This window comes from Variovorax sp. DAIF25, assembly GCF_050711835.1.
Classification (GTDB): domain Bacteria; phylum Pseudomonadota; class Gammaproteobacteria; order Burkholderiales; family Burkholderiaceae_C; genus Variovorax.
The window spans coordinates 2,925,560-2,948,185 of sequence record NZ_CP136636.1 but is presented as its reverse complement, the minus strand read 5'-3'; the positions used below and the strand labels follow the sequence as shown (position 1 = coordinate 2,948,185).

Below are 22,626 nucleotides of genomic sequence, written 5' to 3'. Positions count from 1 at the left end.
AAAAGCCTCTTTGAAAAATCAGCAGTCATAGGTTTCGCTGTACTGGAACGATGCCCCCGGCATGGTGGCCAGGATGTCCATGAATTGCGCGATCGCGCCGCACCGCTCGCGCGGGCGATAGGGCGACGTGTTGGCGAGCGGGCCGAACGAGAGATCGGTGCTGCCGCCGCCCTTGGCCGGCAGCACCTGCACCCATTGCGCCCGCAGTGTTTCGCCGCGGCGGCAATACACGGTGTTGTGGATGTCCGATACGCCCCAGGCCTCGAGGGAGGCCGCGGACCACAGCACCAACTGGTGGTCAGCGGCGGCATCGCCTTTCAGCAGCGCGAAGTCGGGCACGGTGAAGTGCAGTGACGGCCCGCGCAACACACGCTGCGCCGTGATCAGTGCGCGGATGTCCTTCGGGTTGCCGCGGTACAGCGCCTGCTCATGCGCGGGGCCGGCTTGCAACTTCGCCACCGCGTGGGCCTCGCGCAGCATCGCTTCGAGCGCCACTTGTTCCTGCTGCCACGCATCGAGCCACGGCGCGGCGGCGGCGATCTCGTCGTCCCAATCCAGGAACAGAACACCGCTGGTCTTCACCTCGGCCTCGTCATTGCGTGGCGCGCCATACCATGAGATGCCCACACTCACATTGCCCACGCGCCACCCGGCGCTCACGGCGACATTCCAGGCGTTCTCTTCCTTGAAGCGCGCCGGCTGCATTTCGCCGTAGTCGGGCACAGCGAGTTGCGAGACGAGCTGTGCGTGCGCCCGCAGCACGAAGTTGACGTGCGACTCGCCCTCGGGCAGATCGATCCGGTGCCGCACGCTCATCACCGGACGCCCCCTGTAGGGCACCATGAGTTCCGTGCGGCTGCTGCGCAACCCGAGCACATCCGCGCCCGGCACGTGCCAGACGCTGACGCCAAATTCCGCATACGCAGGCCGCACGCCCAACGCCTCCAATTGCTCGAAGGTCGTGCCCCAGGGGAAGGTGCCCGCCGCGGTGTCGAAGCCGCTCGCAAGGCTCTCGGGGTTCAGCCAGTCCATGCGGCCTCGTCGCCTGCGTAAAGGCCGAGCAAACGGCGCGCCGCGGTGGATGGCGCCAGCTCCAGCGCGCCCACCTGCCCCAGCAGCGCCGGCAATTCTTCCTTCACCCGAGAGTGGTGGCGGAAAGCGTGGCGCAGCCCGGCTTCGATGCGGTCCCACATCCACGACTTGGCCTGCTGCTGGCGGCGCGCCATCAGCCGGCCGTTGGCGCCCTGCAGCGCGCGAAAACGTTCGACCTGCGCCCAGAACGCGTCGACGCCCTGCCCCAGCAATGCGCTGAGCTGGATCGCCTGTGGATGCCAGAAGCTCTCGTCGTGGCGCGCATGGTCGGGATGGCCATGCTGGCCGAACAGCCGCAACGCCGAGGTGATCTGCGCCTGCGCGCGCGTGGCGGCGTCCTTGTCGATGTCGGCCTTGTTGATGACGACCAGGTCGGCGATCTCCATCACGCCCTTCTTGATCGCCTGCAGGTCGTCGCCGGCGTTGGGCAGCTGCATCAGCACGAACATGTCGGTCATGCCCGACACCGCGGTTTCGCTCTGACCCACGCCCACGGTCTCGACGATCACCACGTCGTAGCCCGCGGCCTCGCACACCAGCATCGCCTCGCGCGTCTTCTCGGCCACGCCGCCGAGCGTGCCGCTCGAGGGGCTGGGGCGGATGTAGGCGCGCTCGTGCACCGAGAGCCGTTCCATGCGCGTCTTGTCGCCGAGGATGGAGCCGCCCGAGACGGTGGACGAGGGGTCGATGGTGAGCACCGCGACGCGGTGGCCCTTGTCGATCAGCAGCAGGCCCAGGGTCTCGATGAAGGTCGACTTGCCCACCCCGGGCACGCCCGAGATGCCGAGCCGGAACGAGTTGCCGGTACGCGGCAGCAGCGCGGTGAGCAGCTCGTCGGCCTGCGCGCGGTGGTCGGCGCGGGTGGATTCGAGCAGCGTGATGGCCTTGGCGATGGCGCGGCGCTGGGCCATGCCGTCCGTCTCGGCGATCGCGCGCTCAAGCGCCTGGGCCGTGTTCAGCACGCGGCCTCCACGGCCAGGCGCCAGCGGTAGTGCAGGTCGACGCCCTCCTCGCCCTTGAGCACGAAGCCGTGCCGCAGGTAGAAGCGGTTGGCATCGCTGCGCACCAGCGCCGTGAGCTTGATGTCGCGCTGCTGCGCGCGCGCCTGCGCCTTGGCCCAGCGCATCACCCATTCGCCGATGCCCAGGCCCTGGAAGCCGGTGCGCAGGTACAGGTGGTCGAGCCGCAGCGCATCGGCGCCCTCGGGCTTGAGCGTGACGAAGCCGATGCGCCCGTCGCCGTCGAGCACGATGTGGTGCATGAACGGGATCACGAAGCCGGCGCTGAGCCGCTCGCGCGAGCGCGCGAGGTCGAAGCGGCCGACACGCTCGAGGCTCGGTCGCATCGCATCGATGCGCAGCGCCAGCATGTCCTCGAAATCGCTGGATTCCACGGGCTGCAGCGACAGCCGCGACAGGAGATCGCCCACGACGCTGCTCAGGCCGCGACCGCCGCGCGGATCTGCTCCAGCACGTCCTTCGCGCTCGCCGGGATCGGCGTGCCCGGTCCGTAGATGCCCTTCACGCCGGCCTCGTAGAGGAAGTCGTAGTCCTGGCGCGGGATCACGCCGCCGACGAACACGATGATGTCGTCCGCGCCCTGCTTGCGCAGCTCCGCGATGATCGCCGGCACCAGCGTCTTGTGGCCGGCCGCGAGCGTGCTCACGCCCACCGCATGCACGTCGTTCTCGATCGCCTGGCGCGCGCACTCCTCGGGCGTCTGGAACAGCGGCCCCATGTCGACGTCGAAGCCCAGGTCGGCGAAGGCCGTGGCCACCACCTTGGCGCCGCGGTCGTGGCCGTCCTGGCCCAGCTTGGAGATCATCACGCGCGGACGGCGGCCCTGCTCCTCGGCGAAGGCGTTGATCTCGGTCTTGAGGTTCTCCCAGCCCTCGGCGGAGTCGTAGGCGGCGGCGTAGACGCCGGTCACCTTCTGGGTGTCGGCGCGGTGGCGGCCGAAGGACTTCTCGAGCGCGTCGGAGATCTCGCCGACGGTGGCGCGCAGGCGCACCGCGTCGATGCTCAGCGCCAGCAGGTTGCCGCTGCCGTTCTCGGCCGCCTCGGTCAGCGCGTCGAGCGCGGCCTGCACCTTGGCGCCGTCGCGCGCGGCGCGGATCTTCTGCAGCCGCGCCACCTGCTGGTCGCGCACCTTCACGTTGTCGATCGAGAGGCTCTCGATCGCGTCCTCGTTCTTGAGCTTGTACTTGTTGACGCCGACGATCACGTCCTTGCCCGAGTCGATGCGCGCCTGCTTCTCGGCGGCCGCGGCCTCGATCTTGAGCTTGGCCCAGCCGCTGTCCACCGCCTTGGTCATGCCGCCCATGGCCTCGACCTCCTCGATGATGGTCCAGGCCGCGTCGGCCATGTCCTGCGTGAGCTTCTCCATCATGTAGCTGCCGGCCCAGGGGTCGATCACGTTCGTGATGTGCGTCTCTTCCTGGATGATGAGCTGCGTGTTGCGCGCGATGCGGGCGCTGAACTCGGTCGGCAGCGCGATGGCTTCGTCGAGCGCGTTGGTGTGCAGGCTCTGCGTGCCGCCGAACACCGCGGCCATCGCCTCGATGGTGGTTCTCACCACGTTGTTGTAGGGGTCCTGCTCGGTCAGGCTCCAGCCCGAGGTCTGGCAGTGGGTGCGCAGCATCAGGCTCTTGGGGTTCTTGGGTTCGAACTCCTTCATGATCCGGCACCACAGCAGGCGCGCCGCGCGCATCTTGGCCACCTCGAGGTAGAAGTTCATGCCGATGGCCCAGAAGAAGCTCAGGCGCCCGGCGAAGCCGTCGACGTCGAGGCCCTTGGCCAGCGCGGTCTTCACGTACTCCTTGCCGTCGGCCAGCGTGAAGGCCAGCTCCAGCGCCTGGTTGGCGCCGGCTTCCTGCATGTGATAACCGCTGATCGAGATCGAGTTGAACTTCGGCATGTTCTGCGCCGTGTACTCGATGATGTCGCCGATGATCCGCATGCTCGGCGCGGGCGGGAAGATGTAGGTGTTGCGGACCATGAACTCCTTGAGGATGTCGTTCTGGATGGTTCCACTGAGCTGGTCCTGCGCCACGCCCTGTTCTTCCGCCGCCACCACGTAGCCCGCGAGCACCGGCAGCACCGCGCCGTTCATGGTCATCGACACGCTGACCTTGTCGAGCGGGATCTGGTCGAACAGGATCTTCATGTCCTCGACCGAATCGATCGCCACGCCGGCCTTGCCCACGTCGCCGGTCACGCGCGGATGGTCGCTGTCGTAGCCGCGGTGGGTGGCGAGGTCGAAGGCCACGCTCACGCCCTGCCCGCCGGCGGCCAGCGCCTTGCGGTAGAAGGCGTTCGACTCCTCGGCGGTCGAGAAACCGGCGTACTGGCGGATGGTCCACGGGCGCACCGCGTACATCGTGGCCTGCGGGCCGCGCAGGTAGGGCTCGAAGCCCGGCAGCGTGTCGGTGTACTTCAGGCCCTGCAGGTCGGCTGCGGTGTACAGCGGCTTGACGCTGATGCCGTCGGGCGTGATCCAGTTCAGCGCGGCGACGTCGCCGCCGGGGGCCGACTTGGCGGCGGCCTTGGCCCAGGCCTCGAGAGTGGCGGGCTTGAAGGAGGGTTCGGGTTTGCTGCTCATGGAGGCGCCGCTTCGCAGTGTGTCGTGCAGGGGGTGTGCTGCTGGAGGAAAGGATTCGCTGGAATCGCTGGGGGTCCGCAGGGATTTGCAGGCCGGCCGCGAGTCTAACCGATCCATAATTATTAATTCAAACGAGATTTTTGAAGTACAGTCCCGCCCATGTCCGCCGTCACCCTCACCCCGCGCGCCCTCTATGAAGAGGTGGCCGAGCTGCTGCGCCAGCGGATCTTCCGCCGCGAGCTCGAACCGGGCAGCTGGATCGACGAACTCAAGCTCGCCGAGGAATACGGCATCAGCCGCACGCCGCTGCGCGAGGCGTTGAAGGTGCTGGCCGCCGAGGGCCTGGTGACGATGAAGGTGCGCCGTGGCGCCTATGTGACCGAGGTGTCGGAGCAGGACCTGGCCGACGTCTACCACCTGCTGTCATTGCTCGAGAGCGATGCCGCCGGCGTGGTGGCCGAGCGCGCCACCGAGGCCCAGCTCGCCGAGCTGCGCGCGCTGCATGCCGAGCTCGAGGCCGCGGCCGCGCCCGAAGACCGCGAGCATTTCTTCGCGGTCAACGAGCGCTTCCACATGCGCCTCTTGGCCATCGCCAACAACAAGTGGCGCGACCAGATGGTGGCCGACCTGCGCAAGGTGATGAAGCTCAACCGCCACAACTCGCTGCTCAAGGCCGGGCGGATCGGGGAGTCGCTGGCCGAGCACCGCTCGGTGATGGCCGCGATCGAGGCGCGCGACGGCGAGGCCGCCATGGCGCGCATGCGCGAGCACTTCAGCAACGGGCTGGAAGCGGCGGCCTAGCGTCCGCCGCGGGGCCGCGCGGCGGCCCGCGCCTCTTCACTCAATCGAGATCGACCGTGCCCGCCTCGGCCGCGATGCGCTGCGCCGTCTCGAGCAACCGCGGCGCCACGCGCGCGAGCATGGTGTCCTTGGGCAGCAGGTAGGCCGGGCCGCCGCAGCTCACCGCGTAGCGCTCGCCGCGCGGACCGCGCAGCGCGAAGCCCAGCGCGTGGATGTGCGGATGCCATTCGCCGAACGAGCCGCAGTAGCCCACGCGCGCGTACTCCTCGATGCTGGCGATCAGCCCCGGCTCGATGCGCGGCCAGTTCTCGCCGCTTTCCTGCCGGATCTGCGCCAGCAGCGCCTCCTGCTCGGGCGCCGCGAGCGAGGCCAGGTAGGCCCGTCCGGCGGCCGAGGTGGCGATCGTCATGCGCGAACCGACCTCGATGCGCGAGCTGATCATCACCGAGCGCGGGCGCAGCGAATCGATGATCAGCATGTCGAGCTCGTCGCGCACGCCCATGTGCACGCTCGCGCCCGCGAAATCCGACAGCGCCGCGAGATGCGGGCGCGCCACCGTGCGCAGGTCGAAGTGCCGCAGGTAGCGGCTGCTCATGTCGAGCAGCGCCGGCCCCAGGCTGAAACGCTCGCTGTCCTGCGACTGCCGCAGGTAGCCCGCCCCGACCAGGGTGGCCGTGAGCCGCGACACCGTCGCCTTGGGAATGCCCGTCGCATCCGCCAGTTCGCGATTGCCCATCGGCGCCGCCGCCATCCCGATCACCTTCAGCAGGGCCAGTCCCCTGGCGAGCGCGCTCACCTCTTCCCTGCCGCCAATCGCGTCATTCATTTTTAGAAACCTTTGCTTCCCTGATTGATCTTTGTTGCCATTTTTCAGCAAAAACGGGTTGACGCGAGAACTTTGGGAGATCATTATTTCGGAACACAGTTTCAAAATAATGAGATGACGAGACAAAACCCCCACTTCTCCCCGCCGTCGCCGCGCCGCCGCGAGCTCCTTGGCACCGGCCTCGGCCTGCTGGCCGGCGCCGGCCTTCCGGGCTTCGCGCGGGGCGCCGCGCCGGCCGCATTCCCCAAGGGACCGGTGAAGCTCATCGTGCCGTTCGCCCCCGGCGGGCCGACCGACACCGTCGGCCGGCTCATCGCCATGAAGCTGCAGGAGGGCTGGGGCCAGCCGGTCATCGTCGACTACAAGCCCGGCGCCGGCACCGCGATCGGCGCCGACTTCGTCGCCAAGGCCCCGCCCGACGGGCTGACCATCGGCATGGTGAATTCCTCGTTCGCGGTGAACCCTTCGCTGCGCAAGACCCTGCCCTACGACACGCTCAAGGACATCGCGGGCATCACCCAGATCGCCAACCTGCAGCTGGCCATCGTGGCCCGGCCCGACGCGCCCTTCAACACGCTGGCCGAGCTGATCGCCTATGCGAAGAAGAACCCGGGCAAGCTGACCTACGGCACGCCCGGCGCCGGCAGCACCACGCACCTGGGGGCCGAGCTGCTCAAGCGCGAGGCCGGCTTCGACATGCTGCACGCGCCCTTCAAGGGCAGCTCGCCCGCGCACACCGAGCTCATGGGCGGGCGCATCGACCTCGTGGTCGACCCCTTCCTCTCGGTGCTGCCCTTCGTGAAGGCCGGCCGCATGAAGCTGATCGCCACCCTCGGCGACAAGCCGGTGCCCGGCTTCAGCTACCCGACCGTCGCGCAGACCCTGCCCGGCTTCCATGTCAACGCGCTGCTTGGCTTCATCGCGCCGCACGGCACGCCGCCGGCGGTCATCGAGAAGATCCAGTCGGACACGCGTCGTGTGCTGCTCGACCCCGAGATGCGCAAGCGCGTCGAGGAACAGGGCATGGAGGTGGTCGCCTCCACGCCCGCGCAGTTCGACGCCTTCATGCAGTCGGAGATGAAGCGCTGGGCGCGCGTCATCGCCGACGCGGGCATCCAGCCCGAGTGAGCCCCTCTTCCATCCGGACACCCTTCCCATGCCCCTAGCACTCACCCCCCTGCATCCACATTTCGTCGCCGAAGCGCGCGGCATCGACATCGCCCGGCCGCTCTCGAGCGACGAGGTCAAGCAGATCAACGCCGCGATGAATCGCTACGCCGTGCTGGTGTGGCGCGGCCAGCCGCTCACGGGCCAGCAGCAGATCGATTTCGCCAAGGCCTTCGGGCCGCTCGACCTCGGCCTCAAGAAGGTGTTCAAGCGCCCCGAGCGGCTCGAGGACGAGCGCCTGATCGACATCTCGAACGTCGATGCGCAAGGCAACGTCGCGCGCCGCGATTCGCCGAAGAACCTCTCGAACTTCGCCAACCAGCTCTGGCACAGCGACAGCTCGTTCCAGAACCCGCGCGCCGCCTATTCGATGCTGCATGCGCTGGTGCTGCCGAGCTGGGGCGGCAACACCGAGTTCACCGACCTGCGCGCCGCCTACGACGCCTTGCCCGAGCGCGACAAGACCGAACTCGAGGGCCTGAGCGCCGAGCACTACGCGCTGCACACGCGCATCCTGCTGGGCGACGAGGCCTACACCGACGAGCAGAAGAAGACCATCCCGCCGGCCGCCTGGCCGCTGGTGCAGACGCACCCGGGCTCGGGACGCAAGCTGCTGTTCGTGGGCGTGCATGCGCGCGAGATCGTCGGCTGGCCCGTGGCCGAGGCCCGCATGCGGCTGTCGGACCTGCTCGAGCACGCGACCCAGCGCGAGTTCGTCTACCGCCACGAATGGCAGGTGCACGACCTCGTGATGTGGGACAACCGCAGCACCCTGCACCGCGGCCGGCGCTACGACATCGCCGAGCGCCGCGAGCTGCGCCGCACCACCATCGAGGACGTGCCCGAGGCCACGCTGATGGCGGCCTGAGAAGAAGCGGGAGCGCGGCTCAGGCCGCCTGCGCCACCGGCTCGTGCGCGATCGCCATCACCTCGTGCGGCGATTTGCTCTTCATGCGGTGGTCGCTCCACACCTGGCGCCAGCGGCGCGCGCCCGGCAGCCCGTTGCGCAGGCCCAGCATGTGGCGCGCGATGTTCGACCACGGCGTGCCGTGCTCGGCCGCCTCGCGCACCATGTAGTCGCACATCAGGGTCTCGACCTCCTCGCGCGTGCGCTCCAAGGGCGCCGCGCCGAAGAACTCCGCGTCCCACTCGGCCAGCCACCACGGGTTGTGGTACGCCTCGCGCCCCACCATCACCCCGTCGAGCAGCCGCAGGTGCTCATGCACCTGAGCATTGAGCGTGATGCCGCCGTTGATCGAGAACTTCAGCGCCGGAAAGTCGTGCTTGAGCCGGTGCACCAGCGCGTAGCGCAGCGGCGGGATCTCGCGGTTCTGCTTCGGGCTCAGGCCCTTGAGCCAGGCATTGCGCGCATGCACGATGAAGGTCTTGCAACCGGCCTCGCTGACCTGGCCCACGAAGTCGCGCACGAACTCGTAGCTCTCGATCTTGTCGATGCCGATGCGGTGCTTCACCGTCACCGGCACGCTGCTCGCGTCGACCATCGCCTTCACGCAGTCGGCCACCAGCTGCGGCTCGTTCATCAGGCAGGCACCGAAGGCGCCGCGCTGCACGCGCTCGCTCGGGCAGCCGCAGTTGAGGTTGATCTCGTCGTAGCCCCATTGCTCGCCGAGCTTCGCGCAATGCGCCAGATCGGCCGGCTCGCTGCCGCCGAGCTGCAGCGCCAGCGGATGCTCCTCGGCGTTGAAGCGCAGGTGCCGCGGCACGTCGCCATGGACCAGCGCGCCGGTCGTCACCATCTCCGTGTAGAGCAGCGCGTGGCGGCTCAGCAGGCGGTGCAGATACCTGCAATGGCGGTCGGTCCAGTCCATCATCGGCGCGACAGACAGGCGCATCGCCTCGAGCGCCTGGGCCGCTTCAGGGCCTCGCACTGGATCGGGCCCGGGCCCGGCGTTTTCTGGGTTCTCGTTCGGTGTCATTCGATTTCTTTGGGCGCCGCCGCTTCTCTCGGTTGCAAACGCGCAGGGCGCGAGCGTAGCGCACCCGGCCATTTAGATCCGTGCCGACAGCGCTTGACCTCAAGTTTGGTTGAGGTTTTACAGTCCGCCGCGCTCACCCGAATACCCGCGTGGGCTTCACCGATGAACCCATGGCGGCAACGAATGTCCCGCCGAAATCAGGAGCTATGTTGATGAGGTCGTGGATCGATGCCGCGTTGGAAAGCCAACTGCTGTGGCTGGCCGCCCGGATACTGCTCGCCGTGGTCTTTGCCGCGTCGGGTCTCGCCAAGGCGCTGAACTTCGCGGGCGGGGTGGGCGAGATGCGCGCGGTGGGCCTCGAGCCGGCCTGGGCCTTCAATGTCGCCACCATCTTCGTGCTGCTGGCCGGCTCGCTGCTGCTGCTGGTCGACCGCGCCGTGTGGCTGGGCGCCGGCGCGCTCTCGGTGTTCCTGCTGCTCACGATCGCGATCGTGCATCGCTTCTGGTCCCTGCCCGAACCGCGCGCTACGCTGTCGCTGTACTTCGCGCTCGAGCACGTCTCCATCATCGGCGGGCTGCTCGCGGCGGCGATCGCGAGCCACCTGCGGCGGCAACTCGGCGGCTGAGCACCACATCGCCCATATCGCCTATAAGACGCCGATCCGACTCCGAGCCTTTCCGTCATGCCAGAGAACCATCCCGCCGAGCCCGCCAAGGTCCTGACCGTCGGCGAGGTCGCCCGGCGCAGCGGCGTCGCCGTCTCGACGGTGCACTTCTACGAATCGAAGGGGCTGATCAAGGGCTGGCGCAGCGAGGGCAACCAGCGCCGCTATCCGCGAGAGGTGCTGCGCCACATCGCGGTGATCCGCGTGGCGCAGCGCACGGGCATTCCGCTCGAGACCATCCGCGACTCGCTGTCGCGGCTGCCCGAGGGGCGCATCCTCAATGCCGCGCAGTGGAAGGCGCTGTCCGCGCACTGGCGCGACGAGCTCGACGCGCGCATCCGCGTGCTGACCCGGCTGCGCGACGACCTCGGCGAATGCATCGGCTGCGGCTGCCTGTCGATGACCGACTGCCCGCTGCGCAATCCCGGCGACAGGCTCGGCGCCGCGGGGCCGGGCGCGGTGCTGCTCGACGACCCGCCTTGAGCCCGCGCCACGCTCGGACATGGCGCGCGCACTAGACTCCCTTCGCGCATGACCCTGCTCGACACCCCCGCCCTCCGCCGGCTCGCCGAAGCCGCCCCGCCCACGCGTCCCACCTGCGCCTGCCGCCTGCAGGACGCCAGGGCCTGGGAGAGCATCACCGAGGAACGCTGGCCCAAGGCGTTGATGGAGCAGGTCGGCACGCTGCGCGACCCCGAGGCCTACGAACCCACGTTCGAGGAGTTCCATCCCGCCGGCACGCGCTACGACTCGCCCGAGGCACCGATCTCGGTCGCGCACTTCCCGTACAACCGCTGCGACGTCTACCGCTGCAGCGCCTGCGCGCGGCTGGTGCTGCGCTACACCGAGTTCGGCGGCTACTACATCGACCATCGCGTGCGGGTGGTCGATGCCGCGCTGATCGCCGGCTGATCAGCCCGCGCCCATGAGGTGCGCGGCCAGCGCGCGAAAGGCCGGCATCGAGGTCGGCAGGTGCGCATGGGCCGCCAGCGGATGCGAGGCGAAGCGCGCCACCACCATCTCGGCCACCGGATCGATGTGCAGCGCCTGGCCATGGATGCCCTGCGCGGTGAAGCTGCCGTGCGCGTCGTGCGCCACCCACCACATGTTGCGATAGCTCCAGCCCGCCAGCCGGGTGTAGCCCGCGAGCGCGAAGCGCGCCGGGTCGGCGCCGCGGCGGATATCGGCGACCACGGCCTCGGGCACGATCTGCGCGCCGTTGTAGAAACCGCCCAGGCGCATCGCCTCGCCGAAGCGCGCGAGGTCGCGCAGGCCGGTGCACAAGCCGCCGCCCGCGAACTCGGCGCCCTGGCCATCGAGCGCGAAGCTGGCGTCCTGCTCGGCGCCCAGGCGCGACCAGATCAGTTCGCCCAGCAGGCCGGCCACCGATTGCCCGGCCGCGCGCGCGATCAGCCAGCCCAGCACGTCGGTGTTGACGGTGCGATACGCGAAGGCCTGGCCGTGCACGGTGCCGTCGCGCGCGGCGCCCACGCTCTGCAGGAACTGCCGGTAGCCCTCGGCGCCCGCGTAGCCCGCCGGACGCGGCAGCAGCTCGCCGGCGCGCGCGTGCTTCCACACGCCCGCATCGGGGTCGGCGTACTCCTCCGAATAGTCGATGGCCGTGGTCATGTCCATCACCTGGCGCACGGTCGCGCTGCCGAAGGCGCTGTCGGCCAGCTCGGGGATGTAGTGCGTGACGAAGGCGTTCTCGTCGAGCGTGCCGTCGGCCGCGAGCATGGCGCCGAGCGTGCCCACCACCGACTTCGTGACCGACATCGCCATGTGCTCGCCCTGCGCGTCGAGCGCGTCGAAGTAGCGCTCGTAGACGATGCGCCCGCGGTGCAGCACCACGGCGCCATCGGCATGGATGGCCTCGAGCGCCGCGAGCCAGGTCGTGGGCACGCCATCGCCGAAGCGCGCGAAGGGCAGCGCATCGATCTCGCTGCGCATCGCGCGCGGCAACTCGGCCACCGGCGCGCCGCCGCGCCCCACCCTGCGCGTGGGCTGCAGCTCGCGCAGGTGCGAGAAGGCCCAGCGGTTGTGCGGCGGCTGGAACACCGGGCATTCGCGCGGCCTCGTGACGGGCGCGCCGGCCGTGGGGAATCCGTCGCGCCAGCCGGCGGCCAGCGCTGTGTTGTCTTGCGTCATGAGAAGAGGAGAGAAAAAGGGTGGGTTGCGGATTCAGTCAATCGCCGAGCACGCCCATCACCCGCCGTTCCAGCAGGTCGCTGGCGCGGCTCAGGTGCAGCCGCATGCCTTCGGCGGCGCGGGCCAGGTCGCCGTCCTCGACCGCGTCGAGGATCTCGAGGTGCTCGCGGCAGGACTTGTGCAACAGGTCGACGTTCACGAGCGGATAGTCCGAGAGGTCCGACATGCGGCGCAGCCGGTTCTGCTGCTGCACGGTGTCGAGCACGAAGCGGTTGCCCGAGAAGCTGGCCAGCAGCTCGTGGAACTGCGCGTTGGCCTCGAAGAAGTCCATCCAGTTGTAGCGCGCGGCCTGGGCCAGCAGGCTCTGCTGGCGCTCGCGGCAGGCCAGCAGCCGCTCATGGTCGATGCGGAAACCCGGCTCGCGCAGCGCGGCGCACTCCACGATCAGGCGAAAGCGGTAGCTCTCGCGCTCGCTCTCGACCGAGTCGAGGGTCTCGGTGAACTCCCAGCGCTGGTAGTGGCGCCCGCGCAGCACGCCGTCCTGCAGCAGCGTGGTCAGCACGGTACGCAGCAGGGGCCGCGGCGCGTCGTAGGCCTGCGCCAGCTCGAGCTCGTTGACGCGCGTCGGCAGCTTGCCCGCGAGGCGGTCGCGCAGCAGCCGGTAATAGAGGGTCTTCTCCTCGTCCTCGGGCATCTCGCGCCGCGCGCGGCCCAGCGCCTCGCGGTCGGCCACCAGCGTGTAGCCGCGGTTGGGCACGTGGGCCAGCAAGGCGCGCTCGTGCAGGAAGCGCAGCGCGGCGCGCACCGGCGTGCGCGAGATGCCGAGCCGGCTCGCGAGGTCGGCCTCGGTCATGTGCCGGCCGTTCTCGTAGCCGCCGGCCAGGGCCTGGTCGAGGATGTAGCGGCTCACGCGCTGCGCGAGCGGCGCAATCTGCGACGCTGGCGGCGCCGGGGGCGTGTCCATCTGTGCTTCGGCCATCCAAGGTTCTCCGGGGAGGAATCGCGGGATCGGCGCCGATCATCGCGCCGACTTTGTATTTTTGACCGCAAAAAACCATGTACATCTTGCGACAAAAATACAATCCACGCTCCAAGATCGGCCCACGACGACCCGAGCGCCGGGTCGCGTCCCAACGGAGAAAACCCTCGTGGCCGCAGCCGACACCCTTTCGAACCCCGACGCCGCCGCGGCGTCGCCCGCCCTGCCCGCCCTGCCCGCGTCTCTCGACGCGTTCTGGATGCCCTTCACCCCCAACCGCAAGTTCAAGCAATCGCCGCGCCTGATCGTCGGCAGCGAAGGCCTCTACTACGACCTCGCCGACGGCCGCCGCGTGCTCGACGCCATCGCCGGCCTGTGGTGCGTGAACGCCGGCCACCGCAACCCACGCATCAGCGCCGCGCTGAAGGCGCAGATCGACGTGCTCGACTACGCCTCGAACTTCCAGATCGGCCACCCGGCCGCCTTCACGCTGGCCGAGCGGCTCGCCCGGATGGCGCCCGAGGGCATGGACCACGTGTTCTTCACCAACTCGGGTTCCGAGTCGGTCGACACCGCGCTGAAGATCGCGGTGGCCTACCACCGTGCGCGCGGCGAGGCCGGCCGCTACCGCCTGATCGGCCGCGAGCGCGCCTACCACGGCGTGGGCTTCGGCGGCATCTCGGTCGGCGGCATCGGCCGTCAGCGCAGCACCTTCGGGCCGCTGCTCAACGGCGTCGACCACCTGCCGCACACGCACGACCTGGCGCGCAACGCCTTCTCGCGCGGCGAGCCACCGCACGGCCTCGACAAGGCCGACGCGCTCGAGGCGCTGATCTCGCTGCACGACGCCTCGACCGTGGCCGCCGTCATCGTCGAGCCGGTGGCCGGCTCCACCGGCGTGCTGCCGCCGCCGCGCGGCTACCTGAAGCGCCTGCGCGAGATCTGCGACCGGCACGGCGTGCTGCTGATCTTCGACGAGGTCATCACCGGCTTCGGCCGCCTGGGCACCAACTTCGCGGCCGACCTGTTCGGTGTGAAGCCCGACCTCATCACCACCGCCAAGGGCCTGACCAACGGCGCGGTGCCGATGGGCGCGGTGCTGATGCGCGACGCGGTGCACGACGCCTTCATGCAGGGCAGCGTGAGCGCGGTCGAGCTCTCGCACGGCTACACCTACTCGGGCCATCCGCTGGCCTGCGCGGCCGCCATGGCCACGCTCGACGCCTACCTGCACGACGGCCTGATCGCCCAGGCCGCGGCGCTGTCGCCCTATTTCGAGGAAGGCCTGCACGCGCTGCGCGGCCTGCCCGGCGTGATCGACGTGCGCAACGTCGGCCTGCTGGCCGGCATCGAGCTGCAGCCCTGGGCCGCCGGCCCGGGCACGCACGCCCAGGCCGTGGCGCAGCACTGCCTCGACGCCGGCGTGCTGGTGCGCTCGGTCGGCGACACGATCGCGCTGTCGCCGCCGTTCACGCTCGAGCGCCGCCACGTCGACCAGATCGTCGACAGCCTGCGCCAGGCCATCGCCCAGACCGCCCAGCCCACCGACACGCCCGCCTGAATTCCCGAGGACCGCACCCCATGGACATCGAATCCTTCCCCCTCTACGACATCGAGGGCGACGCCGCCCAGTGCGGCCGCCAGTACGGCCGCGCGGCCGGCGACCGCATCGACCTGAGCCTGCGCACCTACCGCGCCGCCTTCGAGCGCGTGGGCCTGAACTGGGAACGCACGCGCGCGCTGGCGCGCCGCTTCATGCCGCTGGTCGAGGCCTTCGACGCCGGCATGCTGCGCGAGATCGAGGGCGTGGCCGAGGGCGCGGGCGTGCCGGCCGAGGACATCGTGGCACTCAACGCGCGCAGCGAGATGCTCTATGCCTTCCAGCAGCTCGAGGCCACCGAGCCGCCCGACGGCTGCACCGGCGTGGTCGTCATGCCCTCGGCCGCGCGCGACGGCAGGCTGATCCACGCGCAGAACTGGGACTGGCGCGTCGAGAGCCTCGAGCTCGGCGTGGTGCTGCGCATCCAGCCGGCCAGGGGCCCGGCCATCCTGACCTTCGCCGAGGCGGGCACGCTGGCGCGCGCCGGGCTCAACAGCGCGGGCATCGCGGTCACCGGCAACTTCATCAAGGCCGACAGCGACGGCCGCCAGCAGGGCGTGCCGCTGGCGCTGATCCGCCGCGGCATCCTGCAGTCCGAGCTCTACGCCAATGCGCTCGGCGTGGTCTGCCGCAGCGCGCGCTCGATCTCCAACAACATGATCCTGACCCATGCCGAGGGCGAGGCCGTGAGCCTCGAGACCTGCCCCGAGCAGGTGTTCTGGCAGCAGCCCGAGGACGGCGTGCTGGTGCATGCCAACCACTTCAAGACGCCGGCCGCGCTGGCGCGCGTGGTCGACCGCAGCCTCGAGACCACGCCCGACTCGCTCTACCGCGACCGCCGCGTGACCGAGGCGCTGCGAAAGCGCGCCGGCGACCTCACCGAGCAGGACGTGCTCGACGCGCTGCAGGACCGCTTCGGCGCGCCGCGCGCGGTCTGCCGCAGCCCGAGCGCGGGCCCGGGCGGCGCCTCCTCGGCCACCGTGGCGACCATCGTGATGGACCCGGCGGCACGGAAGATGCGCATCGCGCCGGCGCCCTTCAAGGCCCACCGCTTCACCGACTATTCCCTCTGAGTTCCTCCCGATCCGATCCCGACCGGCCCAGCCCCCGCCAGGAGTGTTTGCCATGAACCCACCCGTGCCCCCCGCCCGCCCGCCTTCCGTCTCGCGCGCCGCCGCCCTGCTCGCGCTCGGCCTCGCCGCCGGCACCGCCTTCGCCCAGGGCGCGCCCGGCGCCGGCCAGACGCTGCGCATCCAGATCAACTCGGACATCCGCAGCACCGACCCCGGCGGCAACCGCGACGACAACACCGACAACGTGCTGCTGCACGTCGGCGAGGGCCTGGTCGCGCTGCGCGAGGACACCTCGGTCGGCCCCATGCTCGCGAGCAAGGTCGACACCTCGGCCGACGGCCTGAGCTACACCTTCACCCTGCGCGACGGCGTGAAGTTCCAGAACGGCGCCACGCTCACGGCCGACGACGTGGTCTGGAGCTGGCAGCGCTACCTCAAGCCCGGAAGCGGCTGGCGCTGCCTCAGCGAGTTCGACGGCAAGGGCATGACCAAGGTGCTCTCGGTGGAGGCGCCGAACCCGAAGACGGTGGTGTTCAAGCTCGACCGCGCGAGCGCGCTGTTCCTCACCATGATGGCGCGGCCCGACTGCGGCGGCGCGGCCATCCTGCACCGCAGCTCGGTCGGCGCCGACGGCCAGTGGAAGGAGCCGGTGGGCACCGGCCCCTACAAGCTCAAGGAATGGAAGCGCGGCCAGTACGTGGAACTGACCCGCTTCGACGGCTACACCGCGCGCGCCGAGCCGCGCGACGGCCTCACGGGCGGCAAGAAGGCCGAGGTCGAGAACCTGCGCTTCGTCGTCATCCCCGACTCGGCCGCGGCCAAGGCCGCGCTCTACAGCGGCGGCATCGACGCCTTCATCAGCCCCAGCCCGTCGGACGTGATCGAGATGCGCGGCCGCGCCGACGTGCGCGTGGACACCACGCCGGTGATGACCATGGTCGCGCTGCTGCTGCAGACCAACGACCCGGTGCTCAAGGACGTGCGCATCCGCCGCGCGCTGGCACTGGCGCTCGACACGCCCGAGATCGCGCGTTCGGTCACCGAGGGCCTGTCGGCCGTCAACAACTCGGTCGTGCCCTCGACCAGCCCCTACTACGACGCGGCGCAGGCCGGCGGCTTCAAGCGCGACATCGCCGCCGCGAAGAAGCTGCTGGCCGAGGCCGGCTACCGCGGCCAGCCGATCCGCATGATCGCCAACAAGCGCTACGAGGCGCTCTACTCGGCCGCCGTGCTGGTGCAGGCCATGGCCACCGAGGCCGGCATCAACATCGAGCTCGAGGTGCTCGACTGGGCCACCCAGCTCGACCGCTACACCAAGGGCCAGTACCAGAGCATGGCCTTCGTCTACTCGGCGCGCATCGATCCCGCGCTCAACTACGAGATGGTGTCGGGCGACAAGGCCGCGCAGCCGCGCAAGGTCTGGGACAGCGCCTTCGCCCAGACCCGGCTGGCCGAGACCATGGTCTCGCGCGACAAGGCGCGCCGCCAGGTGCTGTTCGACGAGATGCACCAGCAGATGCTGCAGGACGTGCCGATGATCGTGCTGTTCAACGCCAGCGACGCCACCGCCATGCGCAAGAACGTGGTCGGCTTCAAGGGCTGGGCGCCGGCCAAGCCGCGCTTCTGGAACGTGCGGCTGGCAGCCGCCGGCGGCTGAGCGGAGGCCGCGCCTTCATGCCCGCCTACCTCCTGCGCCGGATCGCGATGACGATCCCGACGCTGCTGCTGGTCTCCATCGCGGTCTTCACGCTGATGCGGCTGATCCCGGGCGACCCGGTGCTGCTGATGCTCGGCGAAGGGGCCGACCCGGCCCAGCTCGAATCGATGCGCCGCCAGATGGGCCTGGACCAGCCGCTGCCGCTGCAATACCTGGTCTGGCTGCGCCAGGCGCTGGGCGGCGACCTCGGCGTCTCCACCACCAACGGCCTGCCGGTGCTGCCGCTGGTCTGGGAACGCTTCCAGGTCAGCGCCGTCATCGTGCTGGTCGCGGTGGCGCTGGCCTCGCTGATCGCCGTGCCCGCCGGCCTGGTCGCCGCCTGGCGCAAGGACCGCCCCACCGACCTCGCCATCATCGGCGCGGCCACGCTGATGCTCTCGGTGCCGAGCTTCTGGCTCGGCCTGCTGCTCCTGATGTTCTTCGGCCAGTACCTGCACTGGCTGCCGGTGGTGGGCTACGTGCCGCTGTCCGAGAGCTTCTCGCAGGGCGTGCTCTACGTGATCCTGCCGATCGTCACGCTGGTGCTGGTCGAGACCGGCGTGCTCACGCGCATGTCGCGCGCCAGCACCATCGAGATCCTGCGGCTCGAGTACGTGACGCATGCGCGCGCCAAGGGCGTGCCCGAGTCGCAGGTGCTGCGCCGCCACGTGCTGCCCAACGCCTTCAATCCCACGCTGACCATGATCGGGCTGATCCTCGGCCACCTGCTCAGCGGCATCGCGGTGCTCGAGACGGTGTTCACCCTGCCCGGCCTCGGGCGCCTGATGATCGATTCGATCTTCGCGCGCGACTACCCGGTGCTGCAGGGCTGCCTGCTGTTCACCGCCTGCATCTATGTGGTCATCAACCTGGTCGTGGACATGTGCTATCCCCTGTTCGATCCGCGGGTGTCGGTGCAGTGATGAAGATCAAGACCCATACCCTGGTGGGCGGCGTGCTGATCGCCACGCTGCTGGTGCTGGCCGTGGTGGCGGCCGTCTGGACGCCCTACAACCCGGTCGGCATCGACCTCAAGTCCAAGCTGCAGGCGCCCTCGATGGCGCACTGGCTCGGCACCGACGAGTTCGGCCGCGACGTGGCCAGCCGCGCCATGCGCGCCGCCTCCACCAGCTGCCTGGTGGCGCTGCTCACGGTCGCGCTGGCCACCGCCATCGGGCTGGTGGTGGGCGTGGTCGCGGGCTTCGTGCGCGGCTGGACCGACCGCGTGCTGATGGCCTTCAACGACACGCTGCTGGCCTTCCCGGGCCTCTTGCTGGCACTGGCCGTGATGGTGATCGTGGGCGCCAACCAGTGGGGCATCGTGCTCGCGCTGAGCCTGGCCTACGCGCCCTCGGTGGTGCGCGTGGTGCGCGGCACCGTGCTGTCGCTGCGCGAGCGCGAATACGTCGAGGCCTCGCGCATGATCGGCAACGGCGAGATCTACACCATGTGGCGCCACATCCTGCCGAACTGCGTGGCGCCGGTCGCCGTGCTGGCCACCAGCATGTTCGGCTGGGTGCTGCTGTCGGAGAGCGCGCTGAGCTTCCTGGGCCTGGGCGTGCCGCCGCCGGCGCCCACCTGGGGCAACATGCTCTCGAGCGCGCGGCCCTACATGGTCTCGGCCGTCTGGCTGTGCGTGGTGCCGGGCCTGTGCATCGCGCTCACGCTGCTGGGCATCAACCTGCTGGGCGAATCGCTGCGCGACCGGCTCGATCCGCGGACGGAGAAGTCATGAACGCGCCTTCCACAACTTCTCCCGTCCTCTCGGTCGAGCACCTGAGGATCGCGCTGCGCCACGGCACCCAGCCGCTGGTGCACGACCTCTCGTTCGAGGTCCGGCCCGGCGAATTCCTCGCCGTGGTCGGCGAATCGGGCAGCGGCAAGACCATGGCCGCGCGCGCCATCCTGCAGCTGCTGCCGCCGGGCATCGCGCAGACCGGCGGGCGCATTTTGTTCGACGGCCAGGACCTGAGCCGGCACGACGCGCAGGCCATGCGGCCGATCCGCGGCCCGGGCATCGGCATGGTGTTCCAGGAGCCGATGGTCTCGCTCAACCCGGTGCACCGCATCGGCGAGCAGATGGCCGAGGGCCTGCGCATGCACCACCGGCTGTCGGCCGCCGAGATCCGCGCGCGCAGCCTCGAGATGCTGCGCCGCGTGCAGATCGCCGACCCCGAGCGCTGCATGCAGGCCTATCCGCACGAGTTCTCGGGCGGCATGCGCCAGCGCATCATGCTCGCGAGCGTGATGCTGCTGAAGCCGCGCCTGCTGATCGCCGACGAGCCCACCACCGCGCTCGACACCCTGAGCCAGCGCGAGGTGCTCGACCTGATGGTCGAACTGGCGCGCGACAACGGCACGGCCGTGCTGCTGATCACGCACAACCTCGGCCTGGTGGGCCGCTATGCGCAGCGCGCGATCGTGCTCGAGAAGGGCCGGCTGGTCGAGACCGGCGAGGTGCCGTCGATCCTGGTCGCGCCGAAGCAGGCCTACACGCGCAAGCTGGTCGACGCGCTGCCGCGCCGCCAGGCCGCCAAGCCGGCGGCGACCGAGACGCGCCAGCCGCTGCTGCAGGTGCGCGGCCTCGGCGTGAGCTACCCCGGCGCGCGCCTGGGCTTCTTCAAGCGCCAGCCGCCGGTGCGCGTCATCGATGCGCTCGACCTCGACATCCACCCGGGCGAGATGGTCGCGCTGGTGGGCGGCAGCGGCTCGGGCAAGACCACGCTGGGCCGCGCCATCCTGCGGCTCGCGCCCTCGAACGCCGGGCAGATCCTGTTCCGTGGCGAGGACGTGCGCACCGCCGGCCGCGCTGCGCTGCACCGCTTCCGGCTGGCCTGCCAGCTGGTGTTCCAGGATCCCTTCTCCTCGCTCGACCCGCGCATGCGCGTGCAGGAGATCGTGGCCGAGCCGCTGCGCCACCTGCCCGAGCTCGATGCGGCGGCACGCCTTCGGCGCGTGGCCGAGACGCTCGACGAGGTCGGCCTCGACGGCCTGGGCGCGCGCTATCCGCACGAGCTCTCGGGCGGCCAGCGCCAGCGCGTGGCGATCGCGCGCGCGCTGGTGCGCCGGCCCGCCTTCGTGGTGGCCGACGAGCCGGTGTCCGCGCTCGACATGACGATCCAGGCCCAGGTGCTGCGCCTGTTCCAGAGCCTGCAGCAGCACCATGGCTTCGCCTGCCTGTTCATCAGCCACGACCTCGCGGCCGTCGAGCAGATCGCCGACCGCGTGATCGTGATGGAGCGCGGCCGCATCGTGGAGCAAGGCGCGCGCGACGCGGTGTTCGACCAGCCGCGCCATGCCTACACCCAGGCGCTGCTGGCGGCCACGCCGCGGCCGCTGCACGAGCTGGCCGAACCCGCCATCGACATCCAACCCGTTCCCGAGAAAGCCTTCGCGTGACCTCCCCCTTGCCCTACAGCTGGCAGCATCCCAGCGCCCCGCCGCCGCTCGATCCGCAGATCGTCGAGTTCATGCGCCTCATGGGCGCCGAGGGCGCGCGCTATCCGAAGCGCCACACCATTCCCATCGCCGAGGGCCGCGCCAATGCCGAGAAGGTGCGCGCGCCGTGGACGCAGGGCGGGCCCGAGATGGCGCGCAGCGTCGACCACCGCGTGCCCACGCGCCACGGCGAGGTGCGCATCCGTGTGCACTACCCCGCGCAGCGCGCGCTGCAGGGTGCGCTGGTCTATATCCACGGCGGTGGCTTCGTGCTGTTCAGCCTCGACACCCACGACCGCGTGATGCGCGAGTACGCGGGCCGCGCCGGCATCGCGGTGATCGGCATCGACTACACGCGCGCCCCCGAGGCGCGGTTTCCGCAGCCGCACGACGAATGCGTCGACGTGATGCGCTGGCTGGCCGCCCATGCGGGCACGCTCGACATCGATCCCGCGCAGCTCTTCATCGGCGGCGACTCGGCCGGCGCCAACCTCTCGGTCGGCGCCTGCCTGGTGCTGCGCGACGAGGGCGACGCGCTGCCGCGCGGCATGCTGCTGAACTACGGCGCCTACAGCACCGAGCTCTACCGCGAATCGGTGGTGCGCTACGGCGCGGGCGAATACGGCCTGTCGCTGCACATGATGCTGTGGTTCTACGGCCTCTATGCACGCGGGCCCGCCGACTTCGCCGACCCGCGCCTGCACAGCCTCTCGGCCCGGCTCGAGGGCCTGCCGCCGGCCTGCATGGTGGTCACCGAATGCGATCCGCTGTACGACGACAACCGGCTGATGGCCGCGCGACTGCGCGAGGCCGGCGTGGCGGTCAGCGAGACGCTCTACCCCGGCACCATCCACGGCTTCCTCGAGGCGGTCTCGGTCGCCGACGTGGCCGGCCGCGCCTTCGACGATTCGGTGCGCTGGCTGCACGACCTCGCCACGCGCTGAGCCGCCGCATGTACACGCCCAAGCCCTATGCAGAGGCCGAGCTCGCGACGCTGCACGAAGGCATGCGCGCCTGGAGCTTCGCCACCCTGGTCACCGTCGGCCCGGCCGGCGCCAGTGCCACCCACCTGCCCTTCCTGCTCGATGCGCGAGACGGCGAGGCCGGCCTGCTCACCACCCATCTCGCGCGGAAGAACCCGCAGCTCGAGGACCTGCGCGCGGGCCGCGAGGCGCTGGTGATCTTCCAGGGCCCGCATGCCTTCGTCACGCCGAGCTGGTACGTCAAACAGAGCACATTTCCGACCTGGAACTACAGCGCGATCCATGCGCGCGGCACGCCGCGCGTGATCGAGGAGCGCATGGCGATCCACGCCGTGCTGCGCCGCACCGTCGCGGTCTACGACACGCCGCTGCGCGCCGAATGCGCGGGCAGTTGGGACTTCGACGCCATGCCCTTCGACTTCGTCGCGCCGCGGCTCGACATGATCGCGGCGGTGGAGATTCCCGTGCAATCGCTCGAGGGCAAGTTCAAGCTCAACCAGGACCGCTCGGAGGAAGACCGGCGCGGCGTGATCGCCGCGCTCGAACGGCTCGGCGAGCCGCAGGGCGTGGCCGTGGCGCGGATGATGCGCGAGCGGCTGGAGACCATCACGAGCGCTTGAA

General features: G+C 70.0%; 22 protein-coding genes. 14 read left to right on the top strand and 8 right to left on the bottom strand.

Going from position 1 to position 22,626, the window contains the following annotated elements; translation table 11 throughout:
* Positions 1-18: 18 nt before the first annotated feature.
* Genes R0232_RS13585 through scpA form a run of 4 tightly spaced genes read right to left on the bottom strand, consistent with a single transcriptional unit; the run spans position 19 to position 4,692 of the window.
* Positions 19-1,032, bottom strand: coding sequence for a hypothetical protein (locus R0232_RS13585; RefSeq protein ID WP_431512447.1), 1,014 nt, complete (start codon positions 1,030-1,032; stop codon positions 19-21).
* Positions 1,020-2,054 carry a methylmalonyl Co-A mutase-associated GTPase MeaB gene (gene meaB / locus R0232_RS13580; RefSeq protein ID WP_431512446.1) on the bottom strand — a complete coding sequence of 345 codons (1,035 nt, stop codon included), beginning with the start codon at positions 2,052-2,054 and terminating at the stop codon, positions 1,020-1,022. Before meaB ends, R0232_RS13585 begins: the two co-directional genes overlap by 13 nt.
* Complete coding sequence (locus tag R0232_RS13575; RefSeq protein WP_431512445.1) at positions 2,048-2,521, bottom strand: GNAT family N-acetyltransferase; 474 nt, start codon at positions 2,519-2,521, stop codon at positions 2,048-2,050. Before R0232_RS13575 ends, meaB begins: the two co-directional genes overlap by 7 nt.
* Before the next feature lie 8 nt (positions 2,522-2,529).
* Positions 2,530-4,692 (bottom strand): methylmalonyl-CoA mutase, encoded by a 2,163-nt coding sequence (gene scpA, locus R0232_RS13570; protein ID WP_093342684.1) that lies wholly within the window; start codon positions 4,690-4,692, stop codon positions 2,530-2,532.
* Between the two features lie 159 nt (positions 4,693-4,851).
* Between scpA and R0232_RS13565 the strand changes: the two genes are divergently transcribed.
* Positions 4,852-5,493 (top strand): GntR family transcriptional regulator, encoded by a 642-nt coding sequence (locus R0232_RS13565; protein ID WP_057593638.1) that lies wholly within the window; start codon positions 4,852-4,854, stop codon positions 5,491-5,493.
* 40 nt (positions 5,494-5,533) lie between these two features.
* Here R0232_RS13565 and R0232_RS13560 read toward each other — a convergent pair whose 3' ends face one another.
* Positions 5,534-6,319, bottom strand: a complete 786-nt coding sequence (locus tag R0232_RS13560; RefSeq protein ID WP_057593637.1) for an IclR family transcriptional regulator — start codon at positions 6,317-6,319, stop codon at positions 5,534-5,536.
* Positions 6,320-6,433: 114 nt separating this feature from the next.
* Here R0232_RS13560 and R0232_RS13555 point away from each other — a divergent pair, with 114 nt between their 5' ends.
* Positions 6,434-7,447 (top strand): tripartite tricarboxylate transporter substrate binding protein, encoded by a 1,014-nt coding sequence (locus R0232_RS13555; protein WP_431512444.1) that lies wholly within the window; start codon positions 6,434-6,436, stop codon positions 7,445-7,447.
* A gap of 28 nt (positions 7,448-7,475) precedes the next feature.
* Entirely contained in the window at positions 7,476-8,354 is an 879-nt protein-coding gene (locus tag R0232_RS13550) for a TauD/TfdA dioxygenase family protein (protein ID WP_431512443.1), read from the top strand.
* A gap of 19 nt (positions 8,355-8,373) precedes the next feature.
* Here R0232_RS13550 and dusA read toward each other — a convergent pair whose 3' ends face one another.
* The gene (gene dusA, locus R0232_RS13545) at positions 8,374-9,339 is read right to left on the bottom strand and encodes a tRNA dihydrouridine(20/20a) synthase DusA (RefSeq protein ID WP_431512442.1); all 966 of its coding nucleotides are present in this window, start codon (positions 9,337-9,339) and stop codon (positions 8,374-8,376) included.
* 296 nt (positions 9,340-9,635) lie between these two features.
* Here dusA and R0232_RS13540 point away from each other — a divergent pair, with 296 nt between their 5' ends.
* The 3 genes from R0232_RS13540 to R0232_RS13530 are packed head-to-tail and all read left to right on the top strand — an operon-like array spanning position 9,636 to position 11,000.
* Positions 9,636-10,049, top strand: a complete 414-nt coding sequence (locus tag R0232_RS13540; RefSeq protein ID WP_208512248.1) for a DoxX family protein — start codon at positions 9,636-9,638, stop codon at positions 10,047-10,049.
* 57 nt (positions 10,050-10,106) lie between these two features.
* On the top strand, positions 10,107-10,571 hold the full coding sequence (soxR, locus tag R0232_RS13535) for a redox-sensitive transcriptional activator SoxR (RefSeq protein ID WP_057593633.1): 465 nt from the start codon (positions 10,107-10,109) through the stop codon (positions 10,569-10,571).
* A gap of 48 nt (positions 10,572-10,619) precedes the next feature.
* Positions 10,620-11,000, top strand: coding sequence for a hypothetical protein (locus R0232_RS13530; RefSeq protein WP_431512441.1), 381 nt, complete (start codon positions 10,620-10,622; stop codon positions 10,998-11,000).
* On the opposite strand, the gene R0232_RS13525 is transcribed toward R0232_RS13530, so the two are convergent.
* Together R0232_RS13525 and R0232_RS13520 are read right to left on the bottom strand one after the other, a co-directional pair.
* Positions 11,001-12,236 (bottom strand): serine hydrolase domain-containing protein, encoded by a 1,236-nt coding sequence (locus R0232_RS13525; protein WP_431512440.1) that lies wholly within the window; start codon positions 12,234-12,236, stop codon positions 11,001-11,003. It abuts the gene before it with no gap.
* A gap of 37 nt (positions 12,237-12,273) precedes the next feature.
* Positions 12,274-13,215 (bottom strand): GntR family transcriptional regulator, encoded by a 942-nt coding sequence (locus tag R0232_RS13520; RefSeq protein ID WP_057593630.1) that lies wholly within the window; start codon positions 13,213-13,215, stop codon positions 12,274-12,276.
* 169 nt (positions 13,216-13,384) lie between these two features.
* Here R0232_RS13520 and R0232_RS13515 point away from each other — a divergent pair, with 169 nt between their 5' ends.
* The 8 genes from R0232_RS13515 to R0232_RS13480 are packed head-to-tail and all read left to right on the top strand — an operon-like array spanning position 13,385 to position 22,625.
* Positions 13,385-14,776: an aspartate aminotransferase family protein gene (locus R0232_RS13515; protein ID WP_431512439.1), complete on the top strand. Its 1,392-nt coding sequence runs from the start codon at positions 13,385-13,387 to the stop codon at positions 14,774-14,776.
* Positions 14,777-14,796: 20 nt separating this feature from the next.
* Positions 14,797-15,888: a C45 family autoproteolytic acyltransferase/hydolase gene (locus R0232_RS13510; RefSeq protein ID WP_431512438.1), complete on the top strand. Its 1,092-nt coding sequence runs from the start codon at positions 14,797-14,799 to the stop codon at positions 15,886-15,888.
* Between the two features lie 52 nt (positions 15,889-15,940).
* Positions 15,941-17,545, top strand: coding sequence for an ABC transporter substrate-binding protein (locus tag R0232_RS13505; protein ID WP_431512437.1), 1,605 nt, complete (start codon positions 15,941-15,943; stop codon positions 17,543-17,545).
* A gap of 17 nt (positions 17,546-17,562) precedes the next feature.
* Positions 17,563-18,507 (top strand): ABC transporter permease, encoded by a 945-nt coding sequence (locus R0232_RS13500; protein ID WP_431512436.1) that lies wholly within the window; start codon positions 17,563-17,565, stop codon positions 18,505-18,507.
* On the top strand, positions 18,507-19,319 hold the full coding sequence (locus tag R0232_RS13495) for an ABC transporter permease (RefSeq protein WP_057595421.1): 813 nt from the start codon (positions 18,507-18,509) through the stop codon (positions 19,317-19,319). Before R0232_RS13500 ends, R0232_RS13495 begins: the two co-directional genes overlap by 1 nt.
* Entirely contained in the window at positions 19,316-20,983 is a 1,668-nt protein-coding gene (locus R0232_RS13490; protein ID WP_431512435.1) for an ABC transporter ATP-binding protein, read from the top strand. The genes R0232_RS13495 and R0232_RS13490 overlap by 4 nt, the downstream gene beginning before the upstream one ends.
* The gene (locus R0232_RS13485) at positions 20,980-21,966 is read left to right on the top strand and encodes an alpha/beta hydrolase fold domain-containing protein (protein WP_431512434.1); all 987 of its coding nucleotides are present in this window, start codon (positions 20,980-20,982) and stop codon (positions 21,964-21,966) included. Before R0232_RS13490 ends, R0232_RS13485 begins: the two co-directional genes overlap by 4 nt.
* An 8-nt stretch (positions 21,967-21,974) precedes the next feature.
* Complete coding sequence (locus tag R0232_RS13480; protein WP_431512433.1) at positions 21,975-22,625, top strand: FMN-binding negative transcriptional regulator; 651 nt, start codon at positions 21,975-21,977, stop codon at positions 22,623-22,625.
* The last annotated feature ends 1 nt before the right edge of the window (position 22,626 follow it).

What these genes read in the sequence shown, in the direction of transcription:
- R0232_RS13585 (WP_431512447.1), bottom strand. Translation starts at nt 1,032, where the DNA reads ATGGACTGGCTGAACCCCGAGAGCCTTGCGAGCGGCTTCGACACCGCG.
- scpA (WP_093342684.1), bottom strand. Translation starts at nt 4,692, where the DNA reads ATGAGCAGCAAACCCGAACCCTCCTTCAAGCCCGCCACTCTCGAGGCC.
- R0232_RS13565 (WP_057593638.1), top strand. Translation starts at nt 4,852, where the DNA reads ATGTCCGCCGTCACCCTCACCCCGCGCGCCCTCTATGAAGAGGTGGCC.
- R0232_RS13560 (WP_057593637.1), bottom strand. Translation starts at nt 6,319, where the DNA reads ATGAATGACGCGATTGGCGGCAGGGAAGAGGTGAGCGCGCTCGCCAGG.
- R0232_RS13555 (WP_431512444.1), top strand. Translation starts at nt 6,434, where the DNA reads ATGACGAGACAAAACCCCCACTTCTCCCCGCCGTCGCCGCGCCGCCGC.
- R0232_RS13550 (WP_431512443.1), top strand. Translation starts at nt 7,476, where the DNA reads ATGCCCCTAGCACTCACCCCCCTGCATCCACATTTCGTCGCCGAAGCG.
- dusA (WP_431512442.1), bottom strand. Translation starts at nt 9,339, where the DNA reads ATGCGCCTGTCTGTCGCGCCGATGATGGACTGGACCGACCGCCATTGC.
- R0232_RS13540 (WP_208512248.1), top strand. Translation starts at nt 9,636, where the DNA reads ATGAGGTCGTGGATCGATGCCGCGTTGGAAAGCCAACTGCTGTGGCTG.
- soxR (WP_057593633.1), top strand. Translation starts at nt 10,107, where the DNA reads ATGCCAGAGAACCATCCCGCCGAGCCCGCCAAGGTCCTGACCGTCGGC.
- R0232_RS13530 (WP_431512441.1), top strand. Translation starts at nt 10,620, where the DNA reads ATGACCCTGCTCGACACCCCCGCCCTCCGCCGGCTCGCCGAAGCCGCC.
- R0232_RS13525 (WP_431512440.1), bottom strand. Translation starts at nt 12,236, where the DNA reads ATGACGCAAGACAACACAGCGCTGGCCGCCGGCTGGCGCGACGGATTC.
- R0232_RS13520 (WP_057593630.1), bottom strand. Translation starts at nt 13,215, where the DNA reads ATGGCCGAAGCACAGATGGACACGCCCCCGGCGCCGCCAGCGTCGCAG.
- R0232_RS13510 (WP_431512438.1), top strand. Translation starts at nt 14,797, where the DNA reads ATGGACATCGAATCCTTCCCCCTCTACGACATCGAGGGCGACGCCGCC.
- R0232_RS13505 (WP_431512437.1), top strand. Translation starts at nt 15,941, where the DNA reads ATGAACCCACCCGTGCCCCCCGCCCGCCCGCCTTCCGTCTCGCGCGCC.
- R0232_RS13500 (WP_431512436.1), top strand. Translation starts at nt 17,563, where the DNA reads ATGCCCGCCTACCTCCTGCGCCGGATCGCGATGACGATCCCGACGCTG.
- R0232_RS13495 (WP_057595421.1), top strand. Translation starts at nt 18,507, where the DNA reads ATGAAGATCAAGACCCATACCCTGGTGGGCGGCGTGCTGATCGCCACG.
- R0232_RS13490 (WP_431512435.1), top strand. Translation starts at nt 19,316, where the DNA reads ATGAACGCGCCTTCCACAACTTCTCCCGTCCTCTCGGTCGAGCACCTG.
- R0232_RS13480 (WP_431512433.1), top strand. Translation starts at nt 21,975, where the DNA reads ATGTACACGCCCAAGCCCTATGCAGAGGCCGAGCTCGCGACGCTGCAC.